Source organism: Candidatus Poribacteria bacterium (genome assembly GCA_028820845.1).
Lineage (GTDB): Bacteria > Poribacteria > WGA-4E > WGA-4E > WGA-3G > WGA-3G.
On sequence record JAPPII010000122.1, the window covers coordinates 60249 to 85726 of the forward strand.

Sequence of the window (25478 nt, forward strand, 5' to 3'; positions counted from 1 at the left end):
TATCACAGCAATAGATTTTTCATCGTCCGCGTAAGCGTTCCAATTCCGCCAGTGCTTTGACAAGCTCGGTTTCTGCGGTTTCTGCGCGTGCTTCTGCTGTTGCTAACCCCTCCAGTGGCGGTTGCAGCCATACGCCAGTACTGGCATCATAAAGACGTAATCCTCCATCATGATCACCTATGTCCAACCCTAACACGGACGAACGCAACCTATTTTCCACAAACGCCAGGTGATCATATACGCCATTTACGAGACGATACCCTTGCAAACGGGGTACAACCGCTCCATACGGCACATAGATATAGTATTCCTGTACACCAAGCGTCGAAGCGTACAATGTTTTCTTATGGGTCAGATCGTGTTTGTAGGTACTGGAACTGGCGATTTCCAAGACAAAATCAATCGGGGCTTCTTCCCAAAGAAGATACGTCCGCCTCAGTTTCTTAGAAATCCCGCGAACCACAAACACATCCGGAGCAACAGACTTCTGAATATTGCCCTCTTCATAGTATACTAAGAGATTACCGGATACATAGACCTCCGGGGAATCCCGAAAATGATGTTTAAGTGTCAGAATCATATCCATCATCAAATCGCGATGGAGATCCGTTTCAGCCATAGGTTTACCGTCCGATTCGGGATAAACGACTGTCGGCACTCCTTGTATTCTTTCCCGCATCGTTTTATCTCCTGAAAAATTTGATTTCTGTGGTATTTGGTACTATATATGTTAACAGAAGCAATGATACAAATCAACTCATTCAGTATTGATTTTTAACATCTATACTATCATTTTTATTCTCGAACTCATGTAACCCCTGTCTTAGATGGCTTAATCTGCACGAAAACGGACAGTTTTTAGCAACCGTGTGCACCGAAATTGGACTTATGGGGCTTTGTCGGCATCTGTGCTAAAGAAGCGTCCTGCCTCCTTAAGCCGCGGTTTGCCTTTATGGAAACCAAAGATTCCGAGGTTATTTTCCGTGCTGCTATCCATCTCGTGAATCTTCCACCCATCCTTCGCTTCTTTCATTAAATAGAGGTGGGTTTCGCCGGGGAACGCGCCTTTGTAGCAATTGTAGCCTATAGCACTGGCTTCAATTTTGCTCCCTTTATAGCGAATCCAAAAATCCTTCAACTGATCGTTTGGTCCCCATTTGGAACCTTTCGTGCCGATACCGATCCATAATCCTTCGATAGCGATTTCAACATTCCGCCAACCGAAGGCGATTGGCACCGGTTCATTTCCAGCAAAGATTGTGCCGAAGGCAACTTTGTTGTCACTCGTCCGAAAGGTCTCCCCAATGGCTCCCATATCGTTGTCGTTAAAGGCTTTGTAGAAGTCACTATACACCTTTTGAATCGCTGCTTTTTCTGCTGCGAAGTCAATAGGAGGTCTCGCAGCGGTTGAGGCGATGGGATTTTCTTCAGGATTGACAGGGATAACTCTGACTTCAGTTTCTCCCTTATCAACTCTGACAATGTCAAGGTGTTGAGCAACCATGACCAAATCTAAAATATTGACAGATCCATCTTTATTCACATCCACGCGCGGAGGGGTTGGAGAAGCTCCTGTAAAATTACCGGCTACCAGCGTTAAATCCAGAATGTTTACCTTTCCGTCTTCATTAACATCTCCGATTGATGGTAATTGGATTGTCGTAATATGTCCATCCCTAATTGCAACTGCTAATGGTACTCCTACACTATTGGAGAGTATCACGCCCATTAGTTTAATGGTTGAATCTTTGGTCTCAATCACTTCAAATGTTAATGTGGCGAGCGTCCCTTCGCTAGAGGAAACTGTCCCAAATAAGGATGTTGCTGCAATATAAACAGTATTGTTAGAGACTATCGGAGATAAAGTGAAAGCACCTGCTGGAAGGTAATCCGCATTTGCTCCTTCAATATAGCGGAGTGCTGTTGGATCAAAACCAATAGTCAATTCATATCCGGCAACATCTTGAGCATTCGATATTTGAATGTTTACATTCATCCGTTCGCCAACTGCAATAGGATCAGTTTTTGTGAATTCTACATGGACAAGAGACTCACTGTAACTCATCTTGCTAAATTCTTGGCATATCATAAGAGTTAAAAAGAAAAACAGAATCTTTCCAAAAAACTTCTTCATAAAAAATTACTTCCTTTCAGAATCAGATGTTACACACTAAAATCATATTTCGCTCAAACTTTGGTGTATTACTCAATTTATGTCGTCTGTAGACAAGTAGATTTTTCCTAAGACAACCGTTCAAGTTACTTAGTTTCATCATATAAAAGGGTTAGACTATTCTCACGCGGGACATACAAATACGCACTTCTGCCCGTAAAGTACTGCGCATACACATTTTCCCAATCACTGTTTGTCAGTTTCCAGCGCGGTGCGGGACCGAGTTTAAAATAGACAATATCTGCCTCTCCAAGACGCTGAAACGGATAGTCTCCAATCGGCGCACCGCGGTGCTGGGATACGAAAATCACGGCGTTGTGAACCTTCTGTTCTGCCACCATAGGTGGTAGTTTCTGATAGACAGGACTCCAATTCTGATAGACCTGCCCGATGCGGACGTAACTCCACACAATATTAACGCTGAGTAACAAAAAGCAGACCCCAACACCAATCGCAAGTCTGCGCCTCTCGGGTAGTTTGAACCGCTCGTAGAGAATAATCATCCCTCGTGCTACCAATGGGATGAAGCCGAGGAATGTCGATTCAGTATAATAGCGAGCGTTTACCGGTGTGAACCCCCACGTTGAACCCTCAAAATAGAAAAACGCATAAAGCAGTAGATTGCCGACGAGCAGCGCGAGACATAGCACATCGTATCTATTGCGCGACGGATGGAAGAAGGGAACAAGGACGAGGCACCAAGGCAGAATTAATGGTACAAAAGCGACAAGCCATCCGACTGACAGTTCAACTTCTTTCAACAAATCGTGATGATAACTTCCCCAACCGAGCGCGTTGAAACTGATACACGGGAGAATGTGTCGCCATGTCCTTTCGATTGCCCACGCTGGCGTGAAAATAAACGCCTGTTCGATATTCGGTTCGTAACCTTCCATCCGAGCTCCGAATCCGATTTTGTCATGAGGCTGCGCAACGGTATGTGTGAACATAAACGGATCTTCAGTGAAATGCGCGTTCCACGCCATACAGACACCCAGCAGCACAAGGAATGGAATAAAGAAGAAGCCAAAACGTTTCATTGTAGAGAAGAATGCTTGTCGATTTTGCCATTGGGTGAAAAGATGATAGATCGTTAATCCGCCGCCGACAACGCCGAATACGACCGCAGAGAGCGGACGTGTATTAAACGCATACCCCAACGCAAATCCTGAGAGCAGTGGATAGCCGATGCGAGCAAGGGGAGAAGCATCGCTTTGGCAATTCAAGGTCTTGAGAAGCGCGAATAGATAAACGGAGAGATAGAAACGACTCACAGGTTCACTGAACCACGTTGATCCCATACCGAGTGTCGCTGGTGAAATGAGTGCAAGCACTGCGGCAACAAGTGCAAGTCCGTTATGGATGTCTCCATATATCTCTTTTACAAACAGATAGAGAAACAGCAGCGCACCACCCGTTGCAAGCGCAGGAATCAGCCAAGGTGCGTTGATAAATACACCGAACATTAGCATCAATGCGTTGCCGAATGGATATTTTGAATACCATTTACCGTTGAGGACATTAATATGTGGGGAAGAGGAAAAGCCGTGTTCCGGTGGGGCAGGAAACGAGAGTTTGCCTTCAGTAAACAACTTCGCTTGGAACAGATATGAGACGGTATCCGGTTCAAAGTAAGAGAACTGAAAGTAGATACCGCACAGAATCACCGATAGCAGCACACCGAGTAGAGAGATGATGAAAATTGGTTTAGTCTTCATTAAGTTGCCCAAAATCAGGAAAAAATTTGACATTCGCCTCTTAATAGGATATAATACCATTAAGCTCAATTAAAATCATTGACTTTTTAACAGCAAGTTTCAGCTTGCAAACGACGCTTAAAAATGCTTTACGCTAATACTTTTAATATACATCACCATCATTCGCACTTCTGAGTAGAGCGGATGAGGGAATATGTATAAACATCATTGATACGAAGCAAGTCTAACTTGTTAGGATCCCAGTAAACGAGCCGCTCTCCTCCGTGCTGTGCTGTCAGTGCGCGTGAGATACAGAGTTCCTGTTTACTGGTTTTTTTTTGATTTTTCATAGGGTTTTAGCTCTAACAATCCATCCTGCACCGGACGTACCAAGCAGAAGTAGATAGTTACAAAAACCCTCTTAACTGATAACTGACAACCGAGAACTAAAACATGGAAAAATTTGATAAACCTGCTGGAACAAGTGATTTTTTACCTGAACAGATGGCTCAGCGAAATTTCGTTGAAAAAATTGTTCGTGAGACCTTTGAAAATTACGGATACGCACAGGTTCAAACACCCCTGTTTGAATCTTTTGCCCTTTTATCTGCCCAATCCGGTGAAGAGATTCGACACAAGATGTTCACCTTCGTCGGCTCAGATCGAATAGATTACGCCTTGAGACCTGAGATGACCGCACCCGTATGTCGCCTCATCGCGAATGGACAACTTGGACACCTCCCATATCCGTACAAACTCTACTACATTGGGCAGTGCGTCCGACAAGAACCAACTACAGATGACACCGAAGTAAAGAGGGAATTTCGACAGGCGGGTGTTGAACTCATTGGACCGGCTTCTGCCGATGCCGATGCAGAAATTATTGCTATCCCTATGCGTATCCTCGAAAAACTTAACATTTCACACACGAAACTAAAAATCGGTAACACTGGAATCTTTCGCGAGATTTTCAAACAGGTCGCACTGGATACTAAGGATCACGGTGAAATTATATGGGATCTTGACTATCTTGCACGTTTGCGTGCTGAAGCGCGATTTTGGGATATCGAAACACTCCGCGACGCGCTTAATATGCTGCGAAGATCACAAGGAACTGACTACGAAGGGGCCTACAAGATTGAAGCCGCTATGATTCAGGAATTAACCAACAGTAATATTGCTACGGTCGCTGAAAAGTTGCCAGTCATTGCTGAGGAAACCTATAAAGCGAGGTGGCAACGCTATTTCAATATTTCTGAGGCGGCTGCAGAGGTCTGTATAAGCGTCTCGAAAATCTCTGGTGACAAGGATACGGTTATGACAGCGTGGGAAGCATGTTTCAGTGGGAAGTTGAAAGCTGCACGTCAGGAACTTCTTGTGCTCTGTGAGTGTTTGGAAAACTACGACATTACAGATTTTGAGATTAATTTAGGGATTACGCGCGGGTTTGATTTCTATACCGGCACGGTCTTTCAGATTGAATTGCCTGACACACACCGACCACTCTGTGGGGGTGGGAGATACGACAAACTAATTGCGTCTTTCGGTGGCACACCAACACCGGGAGCCGGGTTTGCATTCCAATTCGATGCGCTTGTGGAAGCGTTTACCGACACGGGAAAGACAACTGTCAACGGAAGAAAAGACTATTTCATCGCAGCAGAAACACCAGAGCAGGCTGCGGAAGCACAACGCCTCGCTGAAACATTACGGAAAAACGGTAAGAACGTAGAGGTCGATTTGATGCAACGTAACTTGCAAGCACAACAGGATTACGCCAACCAAGCAAACTACGATTACCTCATTCGTTTAACCGCTGATGAATCGATCCGCCGAATTCAAATCAAAACGGGGGACACACAGGTAGTCACTATTCCTGACCTTCTATAAGGGAAATAGAAGAAGGAGAATTTATAATGCAAACGGAATCACAGAGGACGCTGAACCTGCTTTTGCCAAAGGGAAGTCTGCAGCCGGAAACCCTTGAAATGTTTCAGCGTGCCGGTTATGAACTCAACGGGTATACCGCAACTGACCGATCCTATCGTGCAACCTTCCGCAACGATAGCAATTTTCAAATCAAGATTTCACGTCCACAGGAGATACCCGTCTACGTCGGTATGGATGATTTTTACGACGTAGGAATTACCGGTCAAGATTGGGTTGAAGAAACCGATGCTGATGTTGAAGAAATCTTGCCTTTGGAATATGGACACATTGACATTATCCTCGCTGTTCGTAAAGAACGAGACGATCTCAACACATTCGAGGATTTGGTGAATCTTGCCGATAGGGACATCCGCATTTCCACCGAGTACCTGAACATCGCCGAGAAATATATCCTTGAAAAGACAGAAAATAAGATCGCACCGGCAATTTTAACACCGTGGAAACGGCTGAATACGACCGGTTCTTATCAGTCACCAATCACGCTTATGTTGTCTTTTGGCGCGACCGAGGGGAAACCACCAGAAGAAGCCGAGGCGATCATTGACAATTCAACGGCATCGCGGCGGACAATCAAGGCAAACGCACTCAAGCAGATTGAACTCTTACGCGAATCCGAGTCTACGCTCATCGCGAATCCGAAGGCACTCAGAGATTCGTGGAAACGCGAAAAGATTGAAGAACTTAAGCAGGCATTACAAAAAGGGCTGCGCAGACGAAGGAGTCAAGCACTCCCCGGACACATTTAAGGAGCAATACATAATGGCTACCTCTTTTATTAAACCGCGCGTTCCGAGAGGGATGCGGGACATTTTACCGGAGCAGATGATCCGCAGGCAATATGTCATAGATGTGATTCGCGGCGTGTTTGAGGAGTTCGGGTTTGAGCCTTTACAAACGCCGGCTCTTGAATTATCTGAAGTACTCACGGGTAAGTACGGACCGGATGCCGAAAAACTCATCTATCAGGCAGGACACATCGGTGGAAAAGAGGACATCTCCCTCCGATATGATCTGTCGGTACCGCTCTGCCGAGTTGTCGCTATGCATCCGCAATTGCCGAAACCCTTTAAGCGGTATCAGATTGATCCCGTCTGGCGCGCAGAACGTCCGCAAAAGGGACGCTACCGCCAATTCTTTCAGTGTGATGCGGATACTGTTGGAACCGAGAGCATGCTCGCTGATGCTGAGAATGTCAACCTCATCTATCAAGTGCTAACTCGACTTGATTTCAAACAGTTCGAGATTAATATCAATGACCGAAAACTCATCACCGGCATTGGACAATTTGCGGGTGTGCCTGCGGAACAACTTGGTGGACTTTATCGCTCCATTGATAAATTGGATAAGATTGGACTCTCAGGAGTCAGAGCGGAATTAGCGGAAAACCAGATCCCGGAACCCGTTATTGAGAAACTGCTCGCGCTGCTTCAAATTGAAGGTGACGCAGAGACAGTCCTGAATGCACTCTCTGAACAACTCGGTGATTCCGAAGTCGCAAGCGAAGGAATTGCGGAATTGGAAGAACTCAGCGGTTACCTCACAATACTCGATGTTCCAGAGGAATTCTATAGAATAAACGTCTCAATGGTGCGTGGGTTGGAATACTACACCGGCCCGATCTATGAGACGGTTGTTGAAGAACCGAAAATTGGGAGTATCACTGGTGGTGGAAGATACGACGAACTCATCGGGAGCTTCAGTCGGCAAAGTTATCCAGCAACAGGCACCAGTTTCGGTATTGAACGTATCATTGACGTGATGGAAGAATTCAGTATGTTTCGTGCTGCTGTGGGAAAGACAGTAACACAGGTCTTAGTGACTATTTTCGACGCGGATCTCGCCGAAGAGTCTCTGAAGTTAGCAACGCTTCTGCGCAGCAGCGGTATCCGAACAGAGGTCTATTGTCGCCCGACACGTATCAGCACACAGATGAAATATGCCGATAGCAAAGGTATACCGTGTGCCGTTATCCTCGGATCCGATGAAGTAGAAGATGGCAGAGTCGCGGTTCGAGACCTCGCGAGTAGAGAACAGCAAGTTATCCCGCGGGAGGAACTTGTTGAATACATTCAAGCATTATTAAGAGTGTGAAAAGTTTGTTCGGTCAGAAAAAATGAAGAAGTTTTATCAGTGCCCTAATCTCACCCGTTATATTCTCTTGCTCTTTTGCATCGTTCAAGCGGCGCAATTGACAGGTGCAGGATGTAGTCACACCAAACCGTATTATCACCCTAACATTCCCGAAATCGAGAGAAGTAATACTGAAACGGAGGGTGTGCTTCGCTATCGGATTTTACTACTCGGTGATGGTGGGGAGCCAAAGCAGGGTGAACCTGTTCTGCAAACGCTCAGTGAGTGGGGTGGAAAAGACGCTACGAAAACGAGTATTATCTTTTTAGGGGACAACATGTATCCTGAAGGGATGACAGCACGCAGAAAACATGAAGCCCCGGAACGACTTGCCCCGCAACTCTCGGTTATCAAAACTGCTGGTGTACATGGGCTGTTCATTCCTGGAAATCACGATTGGGCAGGTGGAAAGGCGGAGGGATATAGCGCGCTTCTCGCACAAGAGCAATTTATTAACGATGCCTTATCGGGTGAGATAAACTTTCTGCCGTCGGGCGGATCACCCGGGCCCGTTGCCCTTGAACTCCCTAAAGCCAACCCCGCAGTCCGGCTTATTGTTCTAAATACGCAGTGGTGGCTCCACCAACATGAAAAGCCGGAAAAATCACCTGAGAAGATTATAGAAGAACTCGTAGCACTCTTAGATACCGAGTTACCTGTTATCGTTGTAGGACACCATCCATTGGAAACTTATGGACCCCACGGAGGCTTCTTTGATTGGAAGTCTCACCTTTTTCCCCTCAGGGATGTAAAAGAATGGCTCTGGGTTCCAGTACCTATACTCGGTGCTGCATATCCTTATTGGCGGAAATACTTGTACAAATCCGATCAAGACATACGCGGCGAACGAAATAAAAATATGGTCAGGCAGCTGAACAGCGCATTGTCCACCCGGAAGTCCACTAACCATCCCTCACTTTTAATCTATGCCTCCGGGCATGAACATTCTTTGCAAGTCTTGAAGGGTGATATTATGGACTACCTTCTTGTCAGCGGGGCCGCTGCAACTCGAAAAGTTACGGAAGTGTCGTCTGGAAAAAATACTTTGTTCGCACATCAACATACGGGTTTCATGGCAATGGATTTTTTCACCGATGGGAAGATTTTGCTGCGTGTAGTTGAGCCCGAAGGTAAAGATGTAGTCTTTCACCGATGGCTGACTTTTTAGGCTTTAATCTAAATTTATAAAATTACGCCAAAAAAAGGCTTTCGAGAATGCCCCTAAAACGCGTTTTTGAGACAGCCCCTGTATAGAACACCCCAGAGTTGCACAATCGGCAAATTGTTGCTGCAATATATCATATTCTCGGCAGACAATAGGCAGGACAAATATTTGCCCTGCCTAATTTTAGGATTCCTTACTTTGTGAACTAATTTTCTGCTTTGGGATTCTGGCGAGCGTACCTTAAGAATTCCACATCTCGCAGATACGGCTCTACTTCCTCCAATTCAAAACGAATTTCTTGTAAATCTCCGACAATCTGTTCCAAATCCGAATCCACCTTTTGGTAGGTTTTTTCGGCTTTGTCGGGTTTGTATCCTGATACACGCAGATAATACGATGTTCCGAACCAGACACATATTAGTGTGGTGACTGTTGTTGTACCCACAATAATTGCCACAACGGCGGTAACCGCAACCGTAAACTTGATGACGAAGAAGAACACCAGTCCGATAAAGATAAGTAGTAGTAACATCCCCATATCTGTTCCCCTTATCTTGATGACGAAGAAGAACACCAGTCCGATAAAGATAAGTAGTGGTAACATCCCCATATCTGTTCCCCTTATTATGTGTCTACGCCTTTAGCGATTTTGATGAGTCGTTTGACTTCTGTTTTGAGAGCCGCGATTTCTTGCTGGGCATTATCGACTTTCTGCTGTAGCACTTCTATATCCCGTTGTGTCGCGCCTGTTTTCAAGCCTTTTTTCTTTGCAGCGTAGGAGGTGCCCATCCAAACGCATCCGAGCGTTGTTATCGCAACGCTTCCAAATATGATAGCAATAATCAGAACAACTTCTCCCATTTTCAAATCCTCCAACTGTTGAATAAAATATAGTCTTGCTTATTAGAGTCGGTAGGATACAAAAAGGATAGTGAAAAAGTAAAGCGTATATTAAATTTTTTACAATTACTTAGAGATTGTAAACCGGCGAGGTTATGAAACCTCGCCTACCTATTTTTAAGGGAAGTTGGCGAGGTTAGAAACCTCGCCAGCGATGATGGAGTGTTTTTAAGTCTGCTCTTGTAATTTACTGCATTTAGACGAATCTTGATGCAGTTTTCTTGCTTGGGGATTGCAAAGGTTCTTGGAGTTCTTCTTTCTGAAGGAGTCGGGCGACATCATAGCCTCTCCGAAGCAATTCGACCAATAGCACGTCATCCGTGGCTTCGTTCACTGAAGGTGACGTTTTCGTACTTATGTCACCTTCGCTGTGCACTGACATCGCCTCCGATGCCTCGCGCACACTCGCGTAGTTCACACCGAGATACCGTTGTGTTGTCATGACACTTTTATGCCCCAGCATCTCCTGTACAGCGTAAATATCGCTTGTCTGTTCGTAGAGACGCTGCGCATACGATTTCCGCAGCGAGTGTGTACCGAGTTTACCATTCAAACCCGCATCCTCAAATGCACGCTTGAGTACATCGTGTGCTGCTTTACGAGTCATCGTCTGCGAACCTTGTCCGTTCCGGGACGGAAACAGCGGACGGGTAGGTTTGACGTTGCCATAGAGTTCAGTCTGCCAAGTGATAAGATTCTCAATTGCCTCTCTACCATCTATATTCACAGGCACGGCTCTGGATATCTCACCACCTTTTACAATGTTCCGATCAAACAATAAATCCTTAACAGGCTTACCGTTTTGCCACACATCGTTTACTTTCAACGCCAATAGTTCACTAATCCGTCCGCCAACGGATACCCCTAACATGAATAGACTCTGATTCCGAACGGCGAATATACCATCAAAGGCATCCGATACTTTTCGGATTTCAGCATTATCTAAAGGTCTTGTGCCTTTCATTCAAAGAACCCCTTTTCCTCATGAGTGTATACTTTTTAAAACGGAATAAGAGGCTTGTTGGTTTCTAAACCATATAGGACTTGCGCCCTTCGCTGGTAGATGCGGTTTGTAACCGCATTGACCCTATGGTGGTGAGTGTCCCCTTCTGGCTTGCCGGTTATCGCACAGTTCATATACTAACTGTTCCAGTGTACATGTTGCATCTACCTGACTCGTTTTCAATTCGGTGTCTATTTCTAAGGTTTTCTCAAGTGCGGTAGCAAGCTCTTCCGCTGTAAAGGCGTGGAGTGTCTGAAAGATTTTATAAGCAACGTAAGGGTTTTGTTTCAAGATGTTATGGGTAGCGGATTTGGGTAAGAGGCTCCCAACTTCTTCAGCAATCGGTTGGAAGATATTTTCTATAAAATTCTTAAGGGGCATCCGACCACGAAACGGTCGCAATTCTTTCTTCTCAGCGATCAACTTGGCTTGGAGCGCGAATCGGAATTGGCGAGCGATCGTGGAATTAACAGGAATTGGTTCTTGACCGCTCGACAAAACGTCGTGAAGGCTCTTCAACGCCTGTTTCGCTGAACGTTTTCCGATCGCATCGGTTAAGTCAAAAATACTGTCGTACATATTCTGAGTTACAATGTTCCGAATATCTTGCTCATCTACCTGACGTTTATCACCAACGAAATTGATAATCTTATTGAGGGCTTCAGCAATAGTGTGCATATCACCGCCAGTGCGATTCCGAAGCTGCGTAAAGGCGCGAGGTGTTATCTGTTTATCGTGTTCGGAGAGTTTTTCTGATACTTTTATATATAACGGATCTCGATTCACAGACGGACCGGCTTCTATTGGCGCGAAGGGTCTGTAGCGTCCGACATCATCAATAGCTCTAACAAGTCTATTCCGTTCGTTCACTGGACCTCTTACCGTGAAGATCAAGACACTATTCTTCGGTAAATCTCCCTGAAGCCACTCGAGCATTAATTCAACATCGTCAACAGCACTGACATCCGTGGAGTGTACGTCCAGTTCTTGCGCAATTTGCGGTAAACGTTCTAAGAACTGACGTTCTTCAGCAGATAATCTCGTTTCCAGCTCATTGACAAGAGCATCAACCGCATTTATGAAATCAAGATGCCGTTCGGCAACCTGTTGTGGCGTAACGTCCAAAAGTTTTGCCAATGTAGAGATACATTTTGAGGCGTTCGTGGTCTCAATTTTAAACGCGTTTCGGACGACTGTTATCGGTGTTGAACGTTGTTGTGTTTTAAATAAAGCTGCGTCCTGGACGACAACAACCCGCCATTCTGACATGACAGGATAGGTATCTACCTGACTGAGGATCTCTTGGGTTGTAACATCGGTACCTTCCAAGAAGGAGAGGTTGAAATCCCGTGTTTCAGGCGTAAGGAGATGATCCAGCATCTGTTTAAGCGTGCCTTCAACAAGGAAACTCTCCTCGCCACAAAGCAGGTACACCGGGAAAACTTTATTCGATTGGATTTCACGAAGGATGTTGGGTAGGGGTTTTCGCTGTTGTCTCATGCGGACAAACTGCCGCCGATTGGGATCGCTCAAGTAGCGTTATCGCCAGCAGTCTCCTGTTGCGTCCCAGTGGTCGCAAACGCCGAGAAGCGTTTCGTAGCGTCCTCTGCGCCGCAACGTGGGCATTTTGTTATAGATGTATCGGTATCACTGACACGTTGAAGCACTTCAAAATCAGTTGTGCAGTCATTGCATCGGTATTCAAAAATTGGCATCGTTGTTCCTTTCCCTTCAAGCGACGACGGGACGGATGATCAGTTTTATCTTGGTCCCTTTCGGTGGTATCACATCGGTGTTAACGCGGTATGTCCGGTCATCGGTGCCGGTGGGTAGGGGATGATTAAAAAGTGAATCCGGGTCGCGGTAGACAGCAATAATGTTGTGAAAGAGTTGGGCAGTGAATTGATTATTGCGGAGCCGTCCACCGTTGAAAATCCACGATGTCTCTTGCATCGGCTGCTCCGTGAAGGCATTCCATATCAACTCTCTTGCTCGGCGTGAAACAACTTCGTCGCCACGACTCCATTCCACCCAGATTTCAACCGGCGACCCCGTGGGAGGACGTGGATCACCTTCGACTGTGAGATTCATACCTGCATCATAATCCAAAGCACCGAGTGCTGCAAATATATGAATGGGTTCTGCATCAATAATCAAGATACTCTCATGTGTTTTTCCAAGTGTGCCGCACGCAAAGAATTCAATATTGATATCGCCACCCACAATGTTGATTTCCCCTGGAATCGTTACTTCACGCTTGCTGGTGTCAAAAAGCACATTGCCGAGTTGGTAAACAGTTTCGCTCACTTTTGTCGGGTTCACTAATTGGGCATCCGTTGCTGCAGTAGACTGCGGATAGACAGTGAGTTTTTCCGATGCGGTGTTATCTTTTTCATTCGTATCGGCGACATCTATGCGTGCCACAACTTCTGTTTCGCCTTCTGTTGTCGGCACCCAGTCCGCCGAAACCACAGTCTCTCCGAGTTTTGGTGTCCAAAGCACTTCAGTTGTAGCGACCTTTTCGTCCTTCACAACGAATTCTGCATTTAGAATCCCGTTGAAAGGCGTTCCAGTGTTCCGAAGCGTTGCACTCAGCCTAACGGGTTCGCCGACCCGCGGCGAGGGCGGGGAAAACCGAAGGCTCTGCGGCACGATTCCAATGCTTGGTCCCGTTGGTCCTACCAAGGCATGGCTCAAAGTCATTACTGAGAAACATGTGGATAAAAAATCGCTTTCAGAGCCGCGCCATCTTCCATCAGGTTCTTGCTGTGTGACCATCATCTGCGCGATCTCGTCATACCAGTTATAGCCAGCGAGTGTGTCTACAGTCGGTGGAATATCACAGAACCTTTGCAATGAGAGTAGATAATAATAAAGCCAGGAATTAGACCCCGGATTCCGAGTTAACGTCCAGTGCTTTTTCACCCATGCGATGCCTTTCTGAATCTGTGAATCATCAACACGGACACCACATGCCCGGAGTGCCCACAATCCAGTCGCGGTCATGCTTCCATAGACCCCTATCGCCCAAGGCGAGCCTTCGTCGACTAAATTGTAGAGCCAACCTCCCGTTTCAGTTTGATTGCGGCGTACCCACTTTTCGGCGCGGTTCCATGTATCCTGTGGAATATCAAGTCCCCACTGCTTCGCGGTATACAGCGCATAGATAACCATGTTCATGTGCGCACCGTCCGCAGAGAAACCGTATCCCCAGCCGCCATCGTCCCGTTCATCCGCGAACTCACTCCCCAAGACAGGCAGCTGCTTTTTAACCAGTTGGTTAACAGCGAATTGCGTTCGATCCCTATACGCTTCATCTTGGGTGGCAACTAATACGGGGATAATTACTGCGAATTGGTAGACAGCGAATTCATTCCAGTTCTGTTCAATCAGAAATTCTAAGCCTTCTTGAACTGCAGGGTCTGATGGGGTGTGTCCGGTTGCGAACAGCGTCTGGAGTGCTAAAGCAGTTTCTTGCGTCTGATCCTCACCGAAGTTCCATGAGGGCCCGGGAATGAAATTTTCTGCTAACCCTTTCAGACTCGCGCCGCAGGTGATGCAGAGTAAAATAAGCTGATTTTCAGTGCCACACTGTAAACAGGTACGGCTATGTTTGCCGCGTTGTGCCTTTATCCAAGTAATCCCTTTCCTGATTGTTTCCTGAATTTGATCTGGTGTAACAGCAGGGAACGTCCGCTTCTCTGCGACAATTGTCGCATGCGTGATGTTGTTTTCTGCGTTCGTTTCTTCAATATGTTCATCACCTGTAGGGTTAACAACGGCATAAATCTCCGTCTGACCGGGTGGCGGTTGCCACCTCGCTTCTACCCGATCTGTCCTGCCCGCTTTCAACTCTAAAATAACATCACTACAGAGAATCTGGAGCGGTTGTGTCGCGGGATCCCCTTCGTAAAGGTCAACGACCAAATCCTCATTCATTGTGGGGGTGCCTTCACCGATATTCTTCACTTCGACCCAGATGGTAATTTCTTCGCCTTCAACCGGATAGGAATTAGAAAAAGTGATACTCTGGGCATCAACATGGAAATCTGGCAATTCTGCAAATCCGCTCGTTGCAAAAAAACCGGCAAAGAAGATTCCGATTGTTAATTTTAATAGCAAGTTCGGAAAACTTACATGCTGTGCCAAAACTGAATACTTAATCATGTTGTACCTCAATATGTGTCTATCGGACCAGATTCACGCCTATCCTCTACGAGGCAAATATCACGACACAATCCCGCGATTTAGTTTCCTGTCCAATATCCAACGGAAAGGGAAGAAGGCTGTGGAATAGGGTTCTTGAATAGTGCTTGACCTGAGGCATTCCATTTACTAATCTCGCCTTGGAAGGTCTCACCGAGCAGGTCTGCTATCCAGATACCATCGTCCGCCGGTGAAAGTGCTATTGCCACGATTGCCATTCCCGCTAAAAATTCATTCTTTTTCGTTCCATCTGGTGCCAAATTTATTAACAGAGATTGTTGAGAAACGACCCAGAGACTTCCATCTATCGGATTGATACGTGGAGAGGTCGGATTCGGAATATCTGTAATCTTTACAAGTTCTGCCCCAGTCGGGGATACCCGCATAAGCACACTGTGTTGGCTATCAGCAATCCAAGCGTTGCCTTCGTAGTCAACGCTTACACCTTTTGGTTCACCCATCGATGGCGCATCTGCGATTTTATTGCCAGCAGCGTCGTAACGTGCGATTGGACCTCGGGCGTTTGTTATCCACGCAGACCCGTCTTTAGGATTGACTGCCACAGCCGGTTCGTGCGCCGCTATTGCCGCAATAACTTGCGTTCCGTCGCCGGATACTTTTTTAACAGCATCAAGTCCAGCGATCCACGCTGAACCGTCTGCCGGATTAATGGCGATCTGGTTCGGACGCGTAATGTCTGGTATCTCGCTAAAAGCACCACTGTTTGGATCATAACGATAGACAGTATTTGCCGCTGAAACCGCAATCCAGACGACACCATCTGCTGGGTTCACTTCTGCAGCACTCGCTTGGGTTAAATTCGGGATAACTGTCGGATCTGCCTGTCCATTAGCATATAACTTATAAATCGTCTCCCCACCGCTGACAACCCAACATTCACCGTTATATTGTCCATAACTGGTAGCAACCGCCAGCCCTAACACCATCACTACCAAAAACAACTTCTTCATCAGTTATATCTCCTCTTTTGCTTTGTGTGCGCTCCGTAAGCGCGCAATGTATAATTCGTTAAGTGCGCGCTCTACGCGCCACTTCTATTTATAAATCTTAACATAATTTCCCTTAAATTCGCAAGAAATTTTATAGGCGCGTTTGAGAGATATACAATTAGAAATAGTATAAGTATAGCAAATTTTGTGCCGATTCTGAAACAATACGTGAGTAGACGGTTTTGGAAAACAATCCAGACAGTACTGCACAAAATAGGGCATGCTTTATACCCAATTGCACGAAATCGGGCAGACTTGAAAACCTTTAGTAATGGCTCTATATTGCTCTGCTCTTGACGCTTCTTGTTTTGCCAGTCCTGTACTATATCGTCGAATTAAGCTGGTTGGCAAGATTCCAACGACAAAGCGGAAAATTATAGGGATATGTAAACTTTTTTGAAACTTTTTGCGTTGAAAGGTGTCTAATAGGGTAAGAAAAGCAAAACTTATAAATGAAGCGAGGGGATCAAGATGAAACGTACGCATTTCTATTGCCTAACTTTAGTGGTAGTCCTTCTATTTGTTGGGATTAGTATGGTAAGCATGGCTGAAGTGGCTGTCTTACAGGTAGAGATTTCGGATGTCGTCAGCAACAGGGATGCACACCAGATTCGGCGTTTATTAGAACCGTGGGCTGATGCCGAAGACATCACCTTCGAGATACCTGTTGATAAGAATGGAAGAAAACGGATTTTTAGTACCCTTGTGAAGATTAAACCTCGCCAAGGGGTCTCTAAATACAGTGAAACCCATACGTTTGATGTCTATGACATCATGCGTCAACTCAACGACTCGCGTTTCCGAGGCAGGCATGGGCTTGGGTTTTCCCGCGTCCTTAAAAGCGAAGCGACCATTCGCGGTGATCTATTTGCGCATCCCGGTTTCGCTCGGAGTTATCTCCGAAACGTACCATCGTGGCGACGCTGGCGACCGGATACCTCGAATATCCACCATGCCATGACAGCTGGTAATGAAGAACAGAAGTTCGTCTTCAGTGCGAATCCTGAATTCGATCGGCTGCGACTTGATGCAGCGGATAACGATAAACCCGTTGAGGTACAAGGCGTAATCACTGGATTTGACGGTCCTTACCCAATCGTGTCGGTACGCAAGTATGAGGTGGGCTATCACTTGAGGACAGGAGCATCGGAAGCATCTGAAACGGAGACAACGGGGAAGCCGACTTACGACTATCTTGAGGAGCGTTAGCGAACCGCGAACCGCGAATAACTACTGATACCCACCCGTGTTGAATAGCACAACGCGCTCGGAAGGTTCAATCATGCCTTTTGAGACGAGTTGTTTGAGTGCTGCGACTGTCGCTGCGCCTTCGGGACACGTCAGGAGCCCTTCGGTTGTTGGGAGCAATTGCATTGCCTCATGGATGGCTTCGTCCGTGACGGCAATCGCGGCACCGTTGCTTTTACGTATCGCCTCTAAAATCAGAAAATCCCCGATCGCTTGTGGCACACGCAAACCGCTCGCCACGGTCTGTGCATTATGCCACGGCGTTGCTTCCATTGCACCTTCTTCCCATGCCTTGGCAATCGGCGCGCATCCTGTCGATTGCACCGAAATGAACCGAGGTCTTTTCTCGCCAATCCAACCGATTGCTTCCAACTCCGCAAAGCCTTTCCACATCCCGACGATTCCTGTGCCACCACCGGTAGGATAGATGATGACATCTGGCAGCTCCCAATTGCACTGTTCCGCAAGCTCAAACCCCATCGTCTTTTTACCTTCCACACGGTATGGCTCTTTCAGGGTTGATACGTCAAACCAACCTTCTTGTTCCTTCCGCTCTGCCACAATTCTGCCAGCATCCGTAATTAGACCGTCAATCAGCGTAACGTTTGCCCCAGCAAGTTGACACGTCTGCTTATTGAAGGCGGGTGTATCTTGTGGCATGAAAATATGTGCGGCAATACCCGCAGCAGCGGCATAAACCGCAAGTGCCGTCGCAGCGTTGCCAGCCGAAGGGATCGCTAATGCTTTAAGTCCGAGTGACTTCGCTTTGGATACCGCCATCGCCAAACCGCGCGCCTTGAAGCTGCCAGTAGGCAGCCGAGATTCATCTTTCACCCAAACTTCTCGGAGTCCAAACTCCGTCCCTAACCTTTTCGTATGGACAAGTGGTGTCATTGTCTCTCCGAGCGTCACGATGTCTTCAGGTGTTGCTATCGGTAGGAGCTCCCTGTAACGCCAGAGCGAAGCAGGGCGGGATAGAAGCGTGTCGCGCTGCCATGTTCCTGCCAATGCTTCAAGGGCGTAACGGGCAAGTAGCGGCTTTCCACAAGTGGTACAGACATTCTGTGGTTCGGTGTGTGGATAGGTTTCACCACACTTGCTACATTCCAGATTTTTTAGCGTTTCGTTGTGAGTATTCATCAAATTTCGGTTATGGATTAGGATTCTTCAAGCAATTTGAGACAGATCGCTTTCATACTATGGAGACGGTTCTCCGACTGGTCGAATATAATTGAACGTTCATCGTTGACGAGTTCGCCTGAAATTTCATAGCCGTGATGCGCAGGAAGACAGTGCATAATCCGACATTCATGCGCTTGCAGTAGTTTGGCGTTCAATTGATACGGCATCATCTTTTCTAACCGCCGTTTCCGTTCCTTTGCAAAAGCCGGGTCTGTAAAGAATTCCATGTCCACCCACGTATCCGTATAGACAATATCGCTTTCAGCGATGACCCGCTCCAATGAACGCTCAACACCTGCAGCATCGGTGTCAATCGGCTTATAGAGTCCTTTCCGCGAAGCCTCGTTCCACAACTCTTTATCAACAGCGGCGGGATTTACCTCTGGTGCGACGACTGAAACCTCAACGCCGACCTTCATTCCAGCAGCAATCAGCGAATTACAGACGTTGTTATGCACACCGATAAAACAGAGTTTAACACCTTCGAGTCTGCCGAGGTGCTCTTGTATTGTCATCAGGTCACCGAGAGCCTGTGTCGGATGGTATCTATCGCAGCAACCGTTAATTACAGGGACGGTTGCAGCGGCTGCTGCCTCAACGAGTTCGGCGTGTTTCAAGAAACGGGCTAAGATAATATCAACGTACGCTGAGAGGACGCGCATTTCGTCGCCGAGATCGGCTAACGCAAAGTTGGTCGTCCGCCAATCGAGGTAGTGTGCATGTCCACCGAGTTGTGTTATGCCAACCTCACCTGCGCATCGTGTCCGTGTGGAGGTCTTTTGGAAAAGCAGGCAGAGACTTTTCCCACCGACAGCGTGTCTATATTTTTCGGGATGGTTTTTTATTTTCAGGCTGTTTTCAACTGTCTCAAGAATATCCGTTTCTGACCAAGGTTTTAGCGTAATCAGGTGCATAATTACCTCCACAGCAGGGTCTCTAAAATTAGAAACTATAATTATACACAACTTTCCAACATAAGTCAAATGTTTTCTATAGCCGTAGGGAATCAACGGTATTCATGCCTTATGGCATGAACCGGGGTTCAGCGGTGTCGTGATTCATAGTTTTCATAGTTTTCATAGTTTTCATAGTAACGTTTTGAAAATTGTGCCTTTAAAACCCCCATAAAGTCAGGTATGACGTGGGTTTGTCGGCTTCCTATGAAAAGGTTGTTTTTTTGCTGTTACTATGAATCCGCATTTTTCGTTTCTCGGAACTACCACGGTAACGCCACGGGTGACGTGGGTTTAGACGATTTTTTCCTGTTAGGATTTTTGGAGGGTTACTATGAAAGTAACGAACATGAATATAGTATTAACTTAAAGATATATTTCTTCGTAATTTCCGCTAAAAATGTTACACTGGTGTAACATTTTGTGTGTGGTGTGTAACGTCAGAAAACTTAGTGGCCGTAAGGGTTCGTTGACGTTTAATTTTCTCTTGTGAAAAAAATAATTTGGCGAAAAGTGTAACATTTTTTTGTGGCTATTGGCTGTCGGCTATTGGCTGTCGGTCGTCAGTATTTTGTAGATTGATACGATATTCACCTCTTTGGAAAGTCTTATGATATATTATACTATATTTGCTAAATTTTGTCAAGTTAAAATGTGTAAGTGATTTATATTCTTGAGGGTTTAGGGTCAAAAACTTTACGCACCCGACATATCACGCCTCTGACGTGAGGATGCCTTAATTGTCTGAATCAGGATTTACAGGATAGGAGGGAATACGTCTCTTTGCTTCAGGGGAATGCCATAAGGCATTCATACCGTTGATTTTGGAGTGTTATGTGTCGAATTGTCTGAATCGCGGATTTTCGCGGATTACACAGATTTCGCGGATTTTAAGTTCTTTTTTATTTTTAGATGCTTCTCATGGAAGTTAAGAATTTCAAAGTAGAATTTTAAGGTGTTAATCTCCCCGATTTTCTTAGGCTTCATGAAATTGCTGTAAACTACCTCAATCCGAAGATGGTTTCCACCAAGGGGCGAGTCGCGGCGTTGAACCTCCTGAAAGTTTCTCACCTCGGCAGTAATCCTTAAGTTTTCTCCCAAAGATTTCAATATTACGTTTCGTTTTTTGGGAGTTTCCCCATCGGTGCCAAAATCGATCAACGAGAGCAGCGAGTCTGGGATCGATGTCTTGTGATTGCTCACGGAACTTCTTGTGTTCAATTTCACGCCACCATCGGGCAGTAGGTGAGAGCGCGGGCTTTATTTGCTCAAAAACCGCAGAGATTTTGAACAGATCGCGTGTTTGTAGAGCCTCTCTGTAAACTTCTCGGCAACTTCGTTCCTGTTGTGCCACTTCATAACCCCAGGTAGCGTGCTCACGCACCCAAAGGCTTGAGTCCTCTGATTTCAACCGTTCAAGTTCCTTAATCGCTTCGGCGTTCCCAAACCACGGTAAAATCGAAACACCCAAATTGCGTTCCTTTGCATAGGGACTTGCCAAATACGCCTCTGTTACCAAATTCCATAACTCTTCTTCGCCTTTTCCTGCTAAAGCAGCAAGTGTCATGAACATGATTTCTTCGTCATTTAGACATTCCTCAAGCAATGCGAGCCTTAGGTCTTGATGCCCAGGTAAGTTACACTCCTCAACCCGCCAAAGTTGTGCAAAAAAAGATTCTACGCCGCTGTATGTGTAAAAAATTGTCCTACTGCCTTTCGCTTTTGATTGGCGGTAATATTGCATTGCGGTAGTAGGTTGGAAACGCAACAGCAAGCAGAGGATATTATCCATGAATTCATACAAACCTCGGCAATACCATCCCGATTTGGAAAGTAAGGTGAAATATTCATCCGCCAATTGTAAAAAGTCGCTTGTGTTATGTGATGCCCAAGTCTGAAGAACTTCTCGGTTGACCGTAAACCGTAATTCCTCAGCAGAATTGCGATTTATCTCATCACTTTGGAGAATTGCACACCTCCTCTCCATAAGTTCTTTCCCCCATCGTGCCAAGTCGTCACGTCGTTGTGGTGCACAGAGGAAAGATCCCACGATTTCTTGGGGTAGCACAGACACTAAATCTTCATAGGAGTACGAGTTTTCGCCTTCATAAATAGGAGCACTAAAAAACCAACCGTCTTTAAGAAACAGATGTTTTCTCACTTCTTTGTCAGTGAAGATTTCTGATAAAAATCGGTTTGAATCCAATCTCGCTTTATTGAGGAAACAAAAAGTCATGGTTCGTAAATCGGATTCTCTTTGTTTTAGATTTTCAAATGCCCATGTTACTGTGGTTTCATCATTATCGGACGCACATAAGTATATCCACGACCAGAAATCTCCCTCCGTAATTTTTTCCGACTCTGTATCAGAGGCAAATTGGTTACTGGGCGAGGCTTCCAATTTCCGCTGTACAAATTCCACAATTGACTTTGGTAATAGTGCCTCAAGCAAAATTGATGGAGCCTCATAAAAAATTGATTTTCTGAGTGACTCGTGTGAAGCCAAAAATTCAAACCAACCGGTTAACTGCTCTTCAGAAGCAGAGAAAAGAAGAACTTCCGTTAACAAAGAAGTTAATAATTCAACATCTGAACGGAAATCTTTACCTTGGGCCAGATTCTCCTTCATTTCAAGAATGGCTTCCGTAATTCTTTCGCAATCGTCTTCTTGAAAAATAAGTCCTTCGGTTGTAAGAAACGTATACGACGGGTATTTGGGATTTAAGGCGGTAATCTTAAAGTCGCATGCAAATTTTGCATAACTCTCAAACTCATATTTAGCGATCCATGGAATTAAGCTTTCGCTTAGTTTTAGTTCAGCACTAGTTGAGATATGGCATAAAATCCTCTTGAGTTCATCCTGATCTTCGCCGCACAAACCAAGCAAATCTTTACGAACCGCTAAACAGTCAAGTCCATAATACCAGCAATTCGCATTAGTTTCTGGTGATTTACTCGTTAGCAGCTGTTCGTGGTTACGTATGCGATCAATAGCGACATTAAAGCGTGGCACGTTCACTCCGTTAAAATGAGTCTTTAGTCGTTCAACTCCTTTCAATAGAAATTCATCGGCTTGAGGTCGTTCTTCTAACGAACATAGATCATCCAAGAACACTTCGGTGTAGTTCCATCGCATCAACTTGCCGAGAGTCTCATCAAATTGTGCTAGTCTACTGAGGCCTTTGCGAGACCTTGTGTTATTCTGCAGGATTCCATAGCAACGCGCAAGAGCCTCTAATAATTGATAATCTGGTCGTTGGGATAAAACTGAGATTGCCGCGTCTAATAATCGGAATTGTATATTATCCTTTTCCCGAGGAGACCGCTGCCCCTCAGTATGTGTATAAACAACGTCTTCCGGAGTATCATCAGTGTATGTAGGCAGAAGCCATTTGGTAAGACGCGCTGCCAAGCGATTAAGATCGCCTTTCTTGTTTAACCAAGTTTTCGCCAAAGGCTCAATGAGTGTATCTTCGTAATTTAGAGAATTGTGATGTCTAAATTCAAATTCAACAACTTGGGCGTAAGCATCGGTATCTTTTTCTGCCCAAAAGGATAACCGATCGTCGGTAATTTGTGCGTTGTGACTATGAAACCAAGCAAGCATTAAAGCAGCTCGTTTTTGTGAGCGTTGTTCCTGTGAAAGATTAGTATTTGGAAATATAGCAGATAATTGCAAGGCAGCAAATAGTGCCTCTGTTCTTACATCTTCCTGAAGGATAGGCTCAAGTTCTTGCTGAAAACGCTCAAGTAAATCTTCAACTCTGGTAGACTCCACACTGTCAAAAAGACTGGAGAGATAAAGTGCCCAACAAAGCAAGACGTGATCAGTATTTAACTTTACATCAAACTCCTCTGCATTCCTTACAATGCCTTGTTCGGCTAAGTCGAGGCGAATTTTAGAATAGTCGGAAAAGCATTCTTTTAAAGATTGACCCAGCTTCTCCGGTGCAGCATCAATTTTGTCCCACTTTATTTGTTTCGCTAGATGTAAAAAAAAATTTTTAGGATCCTCAAGACGGAACCAACCGAGTTTTTCTTTAACCTGCGGGTCTGAGTGTTTAATTTTGTCGGACAAATCCACTAATAAAACCATTTCCTTGGTGACAACATCAAATGAACCGAGCTCATCTCGTAACTCAGCACATCTCTGAAAATACCGAGGAATTCTTGCAATGTCCTTTAATGAATCTGGTAAATCATCAAGTTGGAGCCCTTTTTGGGTGAGTGCCTTCTGGAATTCAAAGTCATTAAAAGGATCAACAGAAATTTTATGGCAGTCTTCCGGCAAGTAACTCTTAAAACTTGGATAGTTATCCAAAGAACGGATAGTTAACAAAAAACGGACTCTATCTGTCAATTCGTTACTATGCCTAAAATATTCACTAAGAATTCGCTGTGCTGCCTCAATTGCATTCCATTCATTGACACCATCCAGGACAATAAGCGTTTTACGCCAGATTTTTGCAGGCTTATTTTGCAGCTTGGTGATTTTCGCTTGTGCATAAGACGGGTAGATTGAACTGAAACAGGTACACAGCAAATGAGATATAGACTCGGCACTCTTCCAATCTTTACTGTCTAACCAAAAAGTGACAATATTTTCGTTCTCACGAATTGTATTCATACACTTGGCGGCAAGCCACGATTTTCCATACCCTTCCTCACCTTCAAGACAACAGACGGGGTTCCATGTGGTTTCCCACCAATCCAAGATTCTTGATTCTATAGTTTCTCGTTCTATTGCTTCGGACAAATTAATCGAATTGAAACCTGTGTCCGTGCTAAAACGCTCAAGTAGATATTCTTCAATATCCTTTTGAACATGCTTTTGGGTTTGAATTCCGTCCTCTAATTTGCTTCGGACACCCTTCACTTTCTCTTTGGTCTTTGAATCATCCTTTGCTTTTTGAATCCAAGCCAAGAATTCCTGACTGGTATTTGAAAGGTCGAAGAAATGGCGGATATCCTCCCAGAAGGTAACGCATAATGCCCCGAGGTCCGATAGTTCGTCAGAAAGTTCAAGCGTAACAATATCCACGCTAGTTTCCCTAGCAATGGCATCCAATTCATAACTCAACTGCTCTGTATCGCGAGAGACAGCTAACACATAGGTTTGAAGATTTAATGCTCGATCTCGCCTCGCTTGACCAATATCCCCCTCAATTGTTTTAACATCAGGAAGGTTTCCTCCAGTGTATCTCTTCGCTTGTATTGATACATTATGAGACACACTTCTAGCATCGCCTCTTGGTTGATCCCCAGATCTCGCAACTACAAAACGGTCTTCGAGAAATGATGTCAGCAGTGTGGCAGTAAGTTTTTCAAAGTCTGCAGGTTTCATTGACTGAATGAGTTCTTTTAGTTTTCGCCAACCCTGTTCTGCCGAAAGCGCGTTGCCTTGATCAGCTGGTCTATTTTCGCTTGAGGACAGATCCTGGGGTGATTTGAGATTAACCTGAAATTCCACCTCGTGGGTTTCGTCCCAATAGTCAGCAAGGCTATGCGTATCCCAAAATTCACCGATCTCCTCTGGCGTTGCATCGGGAGGGGGCATTGGATCCCGTTTTTTATTTTTGTCTTCCATAATTCCTTCGCTCCGTTTTGTCCATATCCCTTGCGCTGACAATTAACGCCCGATGATTTGACTTTAGGATAAGAACAACGATAAGATAACGGCCCGCGTCCGTTTGTCCCATAGCCGAGTAGACATCTTCCCCTGGCCGATCGCCTTTAGAGACGAAACGAAAATATGGGTGATTGGCTAAAACTTCCTCAACTTCGGTTTTTTCTACATCGTGCTTTATCGCTAATTTTTCAACAAATTGTTGTAGCCATATAATCTCATCAATCCGCAAATT

The 25478-nt window shown here is 45.4% G+C and carries 20 protein-coding genes; 5 read left to right on the forward strand and 15 right to left on the reverse strand.

All coding sequences use genetic code 11. From position 1 onward, the window contains the following. Positions 1–19 precede the first annotated feature (19 nt). The 4 genes from OXN25_23380 to OXN25_23395 form a co-directional block, all read right to left on the reverse strand. Complete coding sequence (locus tag OXN25_23380) at positions 20–679, reverse strand: Uma2 family endonuclease (GenBank protein MDE0427810.1); 660 nt, start codon at positions 677–679, stop codon at positions 20–22. 207 nt (positions 680–886) lie between these two features. Next, positions 887–2134 carry a dockerin type I domain-containing protein gene (locus OXN25_23385; GenBank protein ID MDE0427811.1) on the reverse strand — a complete coding sequence of 416 codons (1248 nt, stop codon included), beginning with the start codon at positions 2132–2134 and terminating at the stop codon, positions 887–889. Between the two features lie 125 nt (positions 2135–2259). Continuing rightward, a complete protein-coding gene (locus tag OXN25_23390) occupies positions 2260–3891 on the reverse strand; it encodes a hypothetical protein (GenBank protein MDE0427812.1) in 1632 nt (543 codons plus the stop codon). A gap of 158 nt (positions 3892–4049) precedes the next feature. After that, positions 4050–4220, reverse strand: coding sequence for a hypothetical protein (locus OXN25_23395; GenBank protein MDE0427813.1), 171 nt, complete (start codon positions 4218–4220; stop codon positions 4050–4052). Positions 4221–4323: 103 nt separating this feature from the next. On the opposite strand from OXN25_23395, the gene OXN25_23400 reads away from it, so the two are divergent. The 4 genes from OXN25_23400 to OXN25_23415 are packed head-to-tail and all read left to right on the forward strand — an operon-like array spanning position 4324 to position 9118. After that, a complete protein-coding gene (locus tag OXN25_23400) occupies positions 4324–5760 on the forward strand; it encodes an ATP phosphoribosyltransferase regulatory subunit (protein MDE0427814.1) in 1437 nt (478 codons plus the stop codon). Positions 5761–5786: 26 nt separating this feature from the next. Next, entirely contained in the window at positions 5787–6566 is a 780-nt protein-coding gene (hisG, locus tag OXN25_23405) for an ATP phosphoribosyltransferase (protein MDE0427815.1), read from the forward strand. Between the two features lie 13 nt (positions 6567–6579). After that, entirely contained in the window at positions 6580–7911 is a 1332-nt protein-coding gene (gene hisS / locus OXN25_23410; GenBank protein ID MDE0427816.1) for a histidine--tRNA ligase, read from the forward strand. Between the two features lie 22 nt (positions 7912–7933). Then, entirely contained in the window at positions 7934–9118 is a 1185-nt protein-coding gene (locus OXN25_23415) for a metallophosphoesterase (protein ID MDE0427817.1), read from the forward strand. Positions 9119–9320: 202 nt separating this feature from the next. Here the strand turns inward: OXN25_23415 and OXN25_23420 are convergent, their stop codons facing one another. From OXN25_23420 to OXN25_23450, 7 genes are all read right to left on the reverse strand, one after another. Next, positions 9321–9719: a hypothetical protein gene (locus OXN25_23420; GenBank protein MDE0427818.1), complete on the reverse strand. Its 399-nt coding sequence runs from the start codon at positions 9717–9719 to the stop codon at positions 9321–9323. A gap of 20 nt (positions 9720–9739) precedes the next feature. Then, entirely contained in the window at positions 9740–9976 is a 237-nt protein-coding gene (locus OXN25_23425) for a hypothetical protein (protein MDE0427819.1), read from the reverse strand. A gap of 235 nt (positions 9977–10211) precedes the next feature. Further along, positions 10212–10979: a site-specific integrase gene (locus tag OXN25_23430; protein MDE0427820.1), complete on the reverse strand. Its 768-nt coding sequence runs from the start codon at positions 10977–10979 to the stop codon at positions 10212–10214. Positions 10980–11102: 123 nt separating this feature from the next. After that, positions 11103–12518, reverse strand: a complete 1416-nt coding sequence (gene holA, locus OXN25_23435; protein ID MDE0427821.1) for a DNA polymerase III subunit delta — start codon at positions 12516–12518, stop codon at positions 11103–11105. Positions 12519–12547: 29 nt separating this feature from the next. Beyond that, positions 12548–12733, reverse strand: a complete 186-nt coding sequence (locus OXN25_23440) for a zinc ribbon domain-containing protein (protein MDE0427822.1) — start codon at positions 12731–12733, stop codon at positions 12548–12550. Positions 12734–12749: 16 nt separating this feature from the next. Beyond that, positions 12750–15185: a YdjY domain-containing protein gene (locus OXN25_23445; GenBank protein MDE0427823.1), complete on the reverse strand. Its 2436-nt coding sequence runs from the start codon at positions 15183–15185 to the stop codon at positions 12750–12752. An 80-nt stretch (positions 15186–15265) separates the two neighbouring features. Beyond that, a complete protein-coding gene (locus OXN25_23450; protein MDE0427824.1) occupies positions 15266–16195 on the reverse strand; it encodes a hypothetical protein in 930 nt (309 codons plus the stop codon). A gap of 510 nt (positions 16196–16705) precedes the next feature. On the opposite strand from OXN25_23450, the gene OXN25_23455 reads away from it, so the two are divergent. Beyond that, the gene (locus tag OXN25_23455; protein ID MDE0427825.1) at positions 16706–17443 is read left to right on the forward strand and encodes a hypothetical protein; all 738 of its coding nucleotides are present in this window, start codon (positions 16706–16708) and stop codon (positions 17441–17443) included. A gap of 21 nt (positions 17444–17464) precedes the next feature. Here OXN25_23455 and OXN25_23460 read toward each other — a convergent pair whose 3' ends face one another. From OXN25_23460 to OXN25_23475, 4 genes are all read right to left on the reverse strand, one after another. Beyond that, a complete protein-coding gene (locus OXN25_23460) occupies positions 17465–18622 on the reverse strand; it encodes a threonine synthase (protein MDE0427826.1) in 1158 nt (385 codons plus the stop codon). Positions 18623–18639: 17 nt separating this feature from the next. Continuing rightward, positions 18640–19578: an ornithine carbamoyltransferase gene (locus tag OXN25_23465; GenBank protein ID MDE0427827.1), complete on the reverse strand. Its 939-nt coding sequence runs from the start codon at positions 19576–19578 to the stop codon at positions 18640–18642. A gap of 1045 nt (positions 19579–20623) precedes the next feature. Then, positions 20624–25204 (reverse strand): NACHT domain-containing protein, encoded by a 4581-nt coding sequence (locus OXN25_23470; GenBank protein ID MDE0427828.1) that lies wholly within the window; start codon positions 25202–25204, stop codon positions 20624–20626. Beyond that, positions 25188–25475 carry a BrnT family toxin gene (locus tag OXN25_23475; GenBank protein MDE0427829.1) on the reverse strand — a complete coding sequence of 96 codons (288 nt, stop codon included), beginning with the start codon at positions 25473–25475 and terminating at the stop codon, positions 25188–25190. The genes OXN25_23470 and OXN25_23475 overlap by 17 nt, the downstream gene beginning before the upstream one ends. Between the last annotated feature and the right edge of the window lie 3 nt (positions 25476–25478).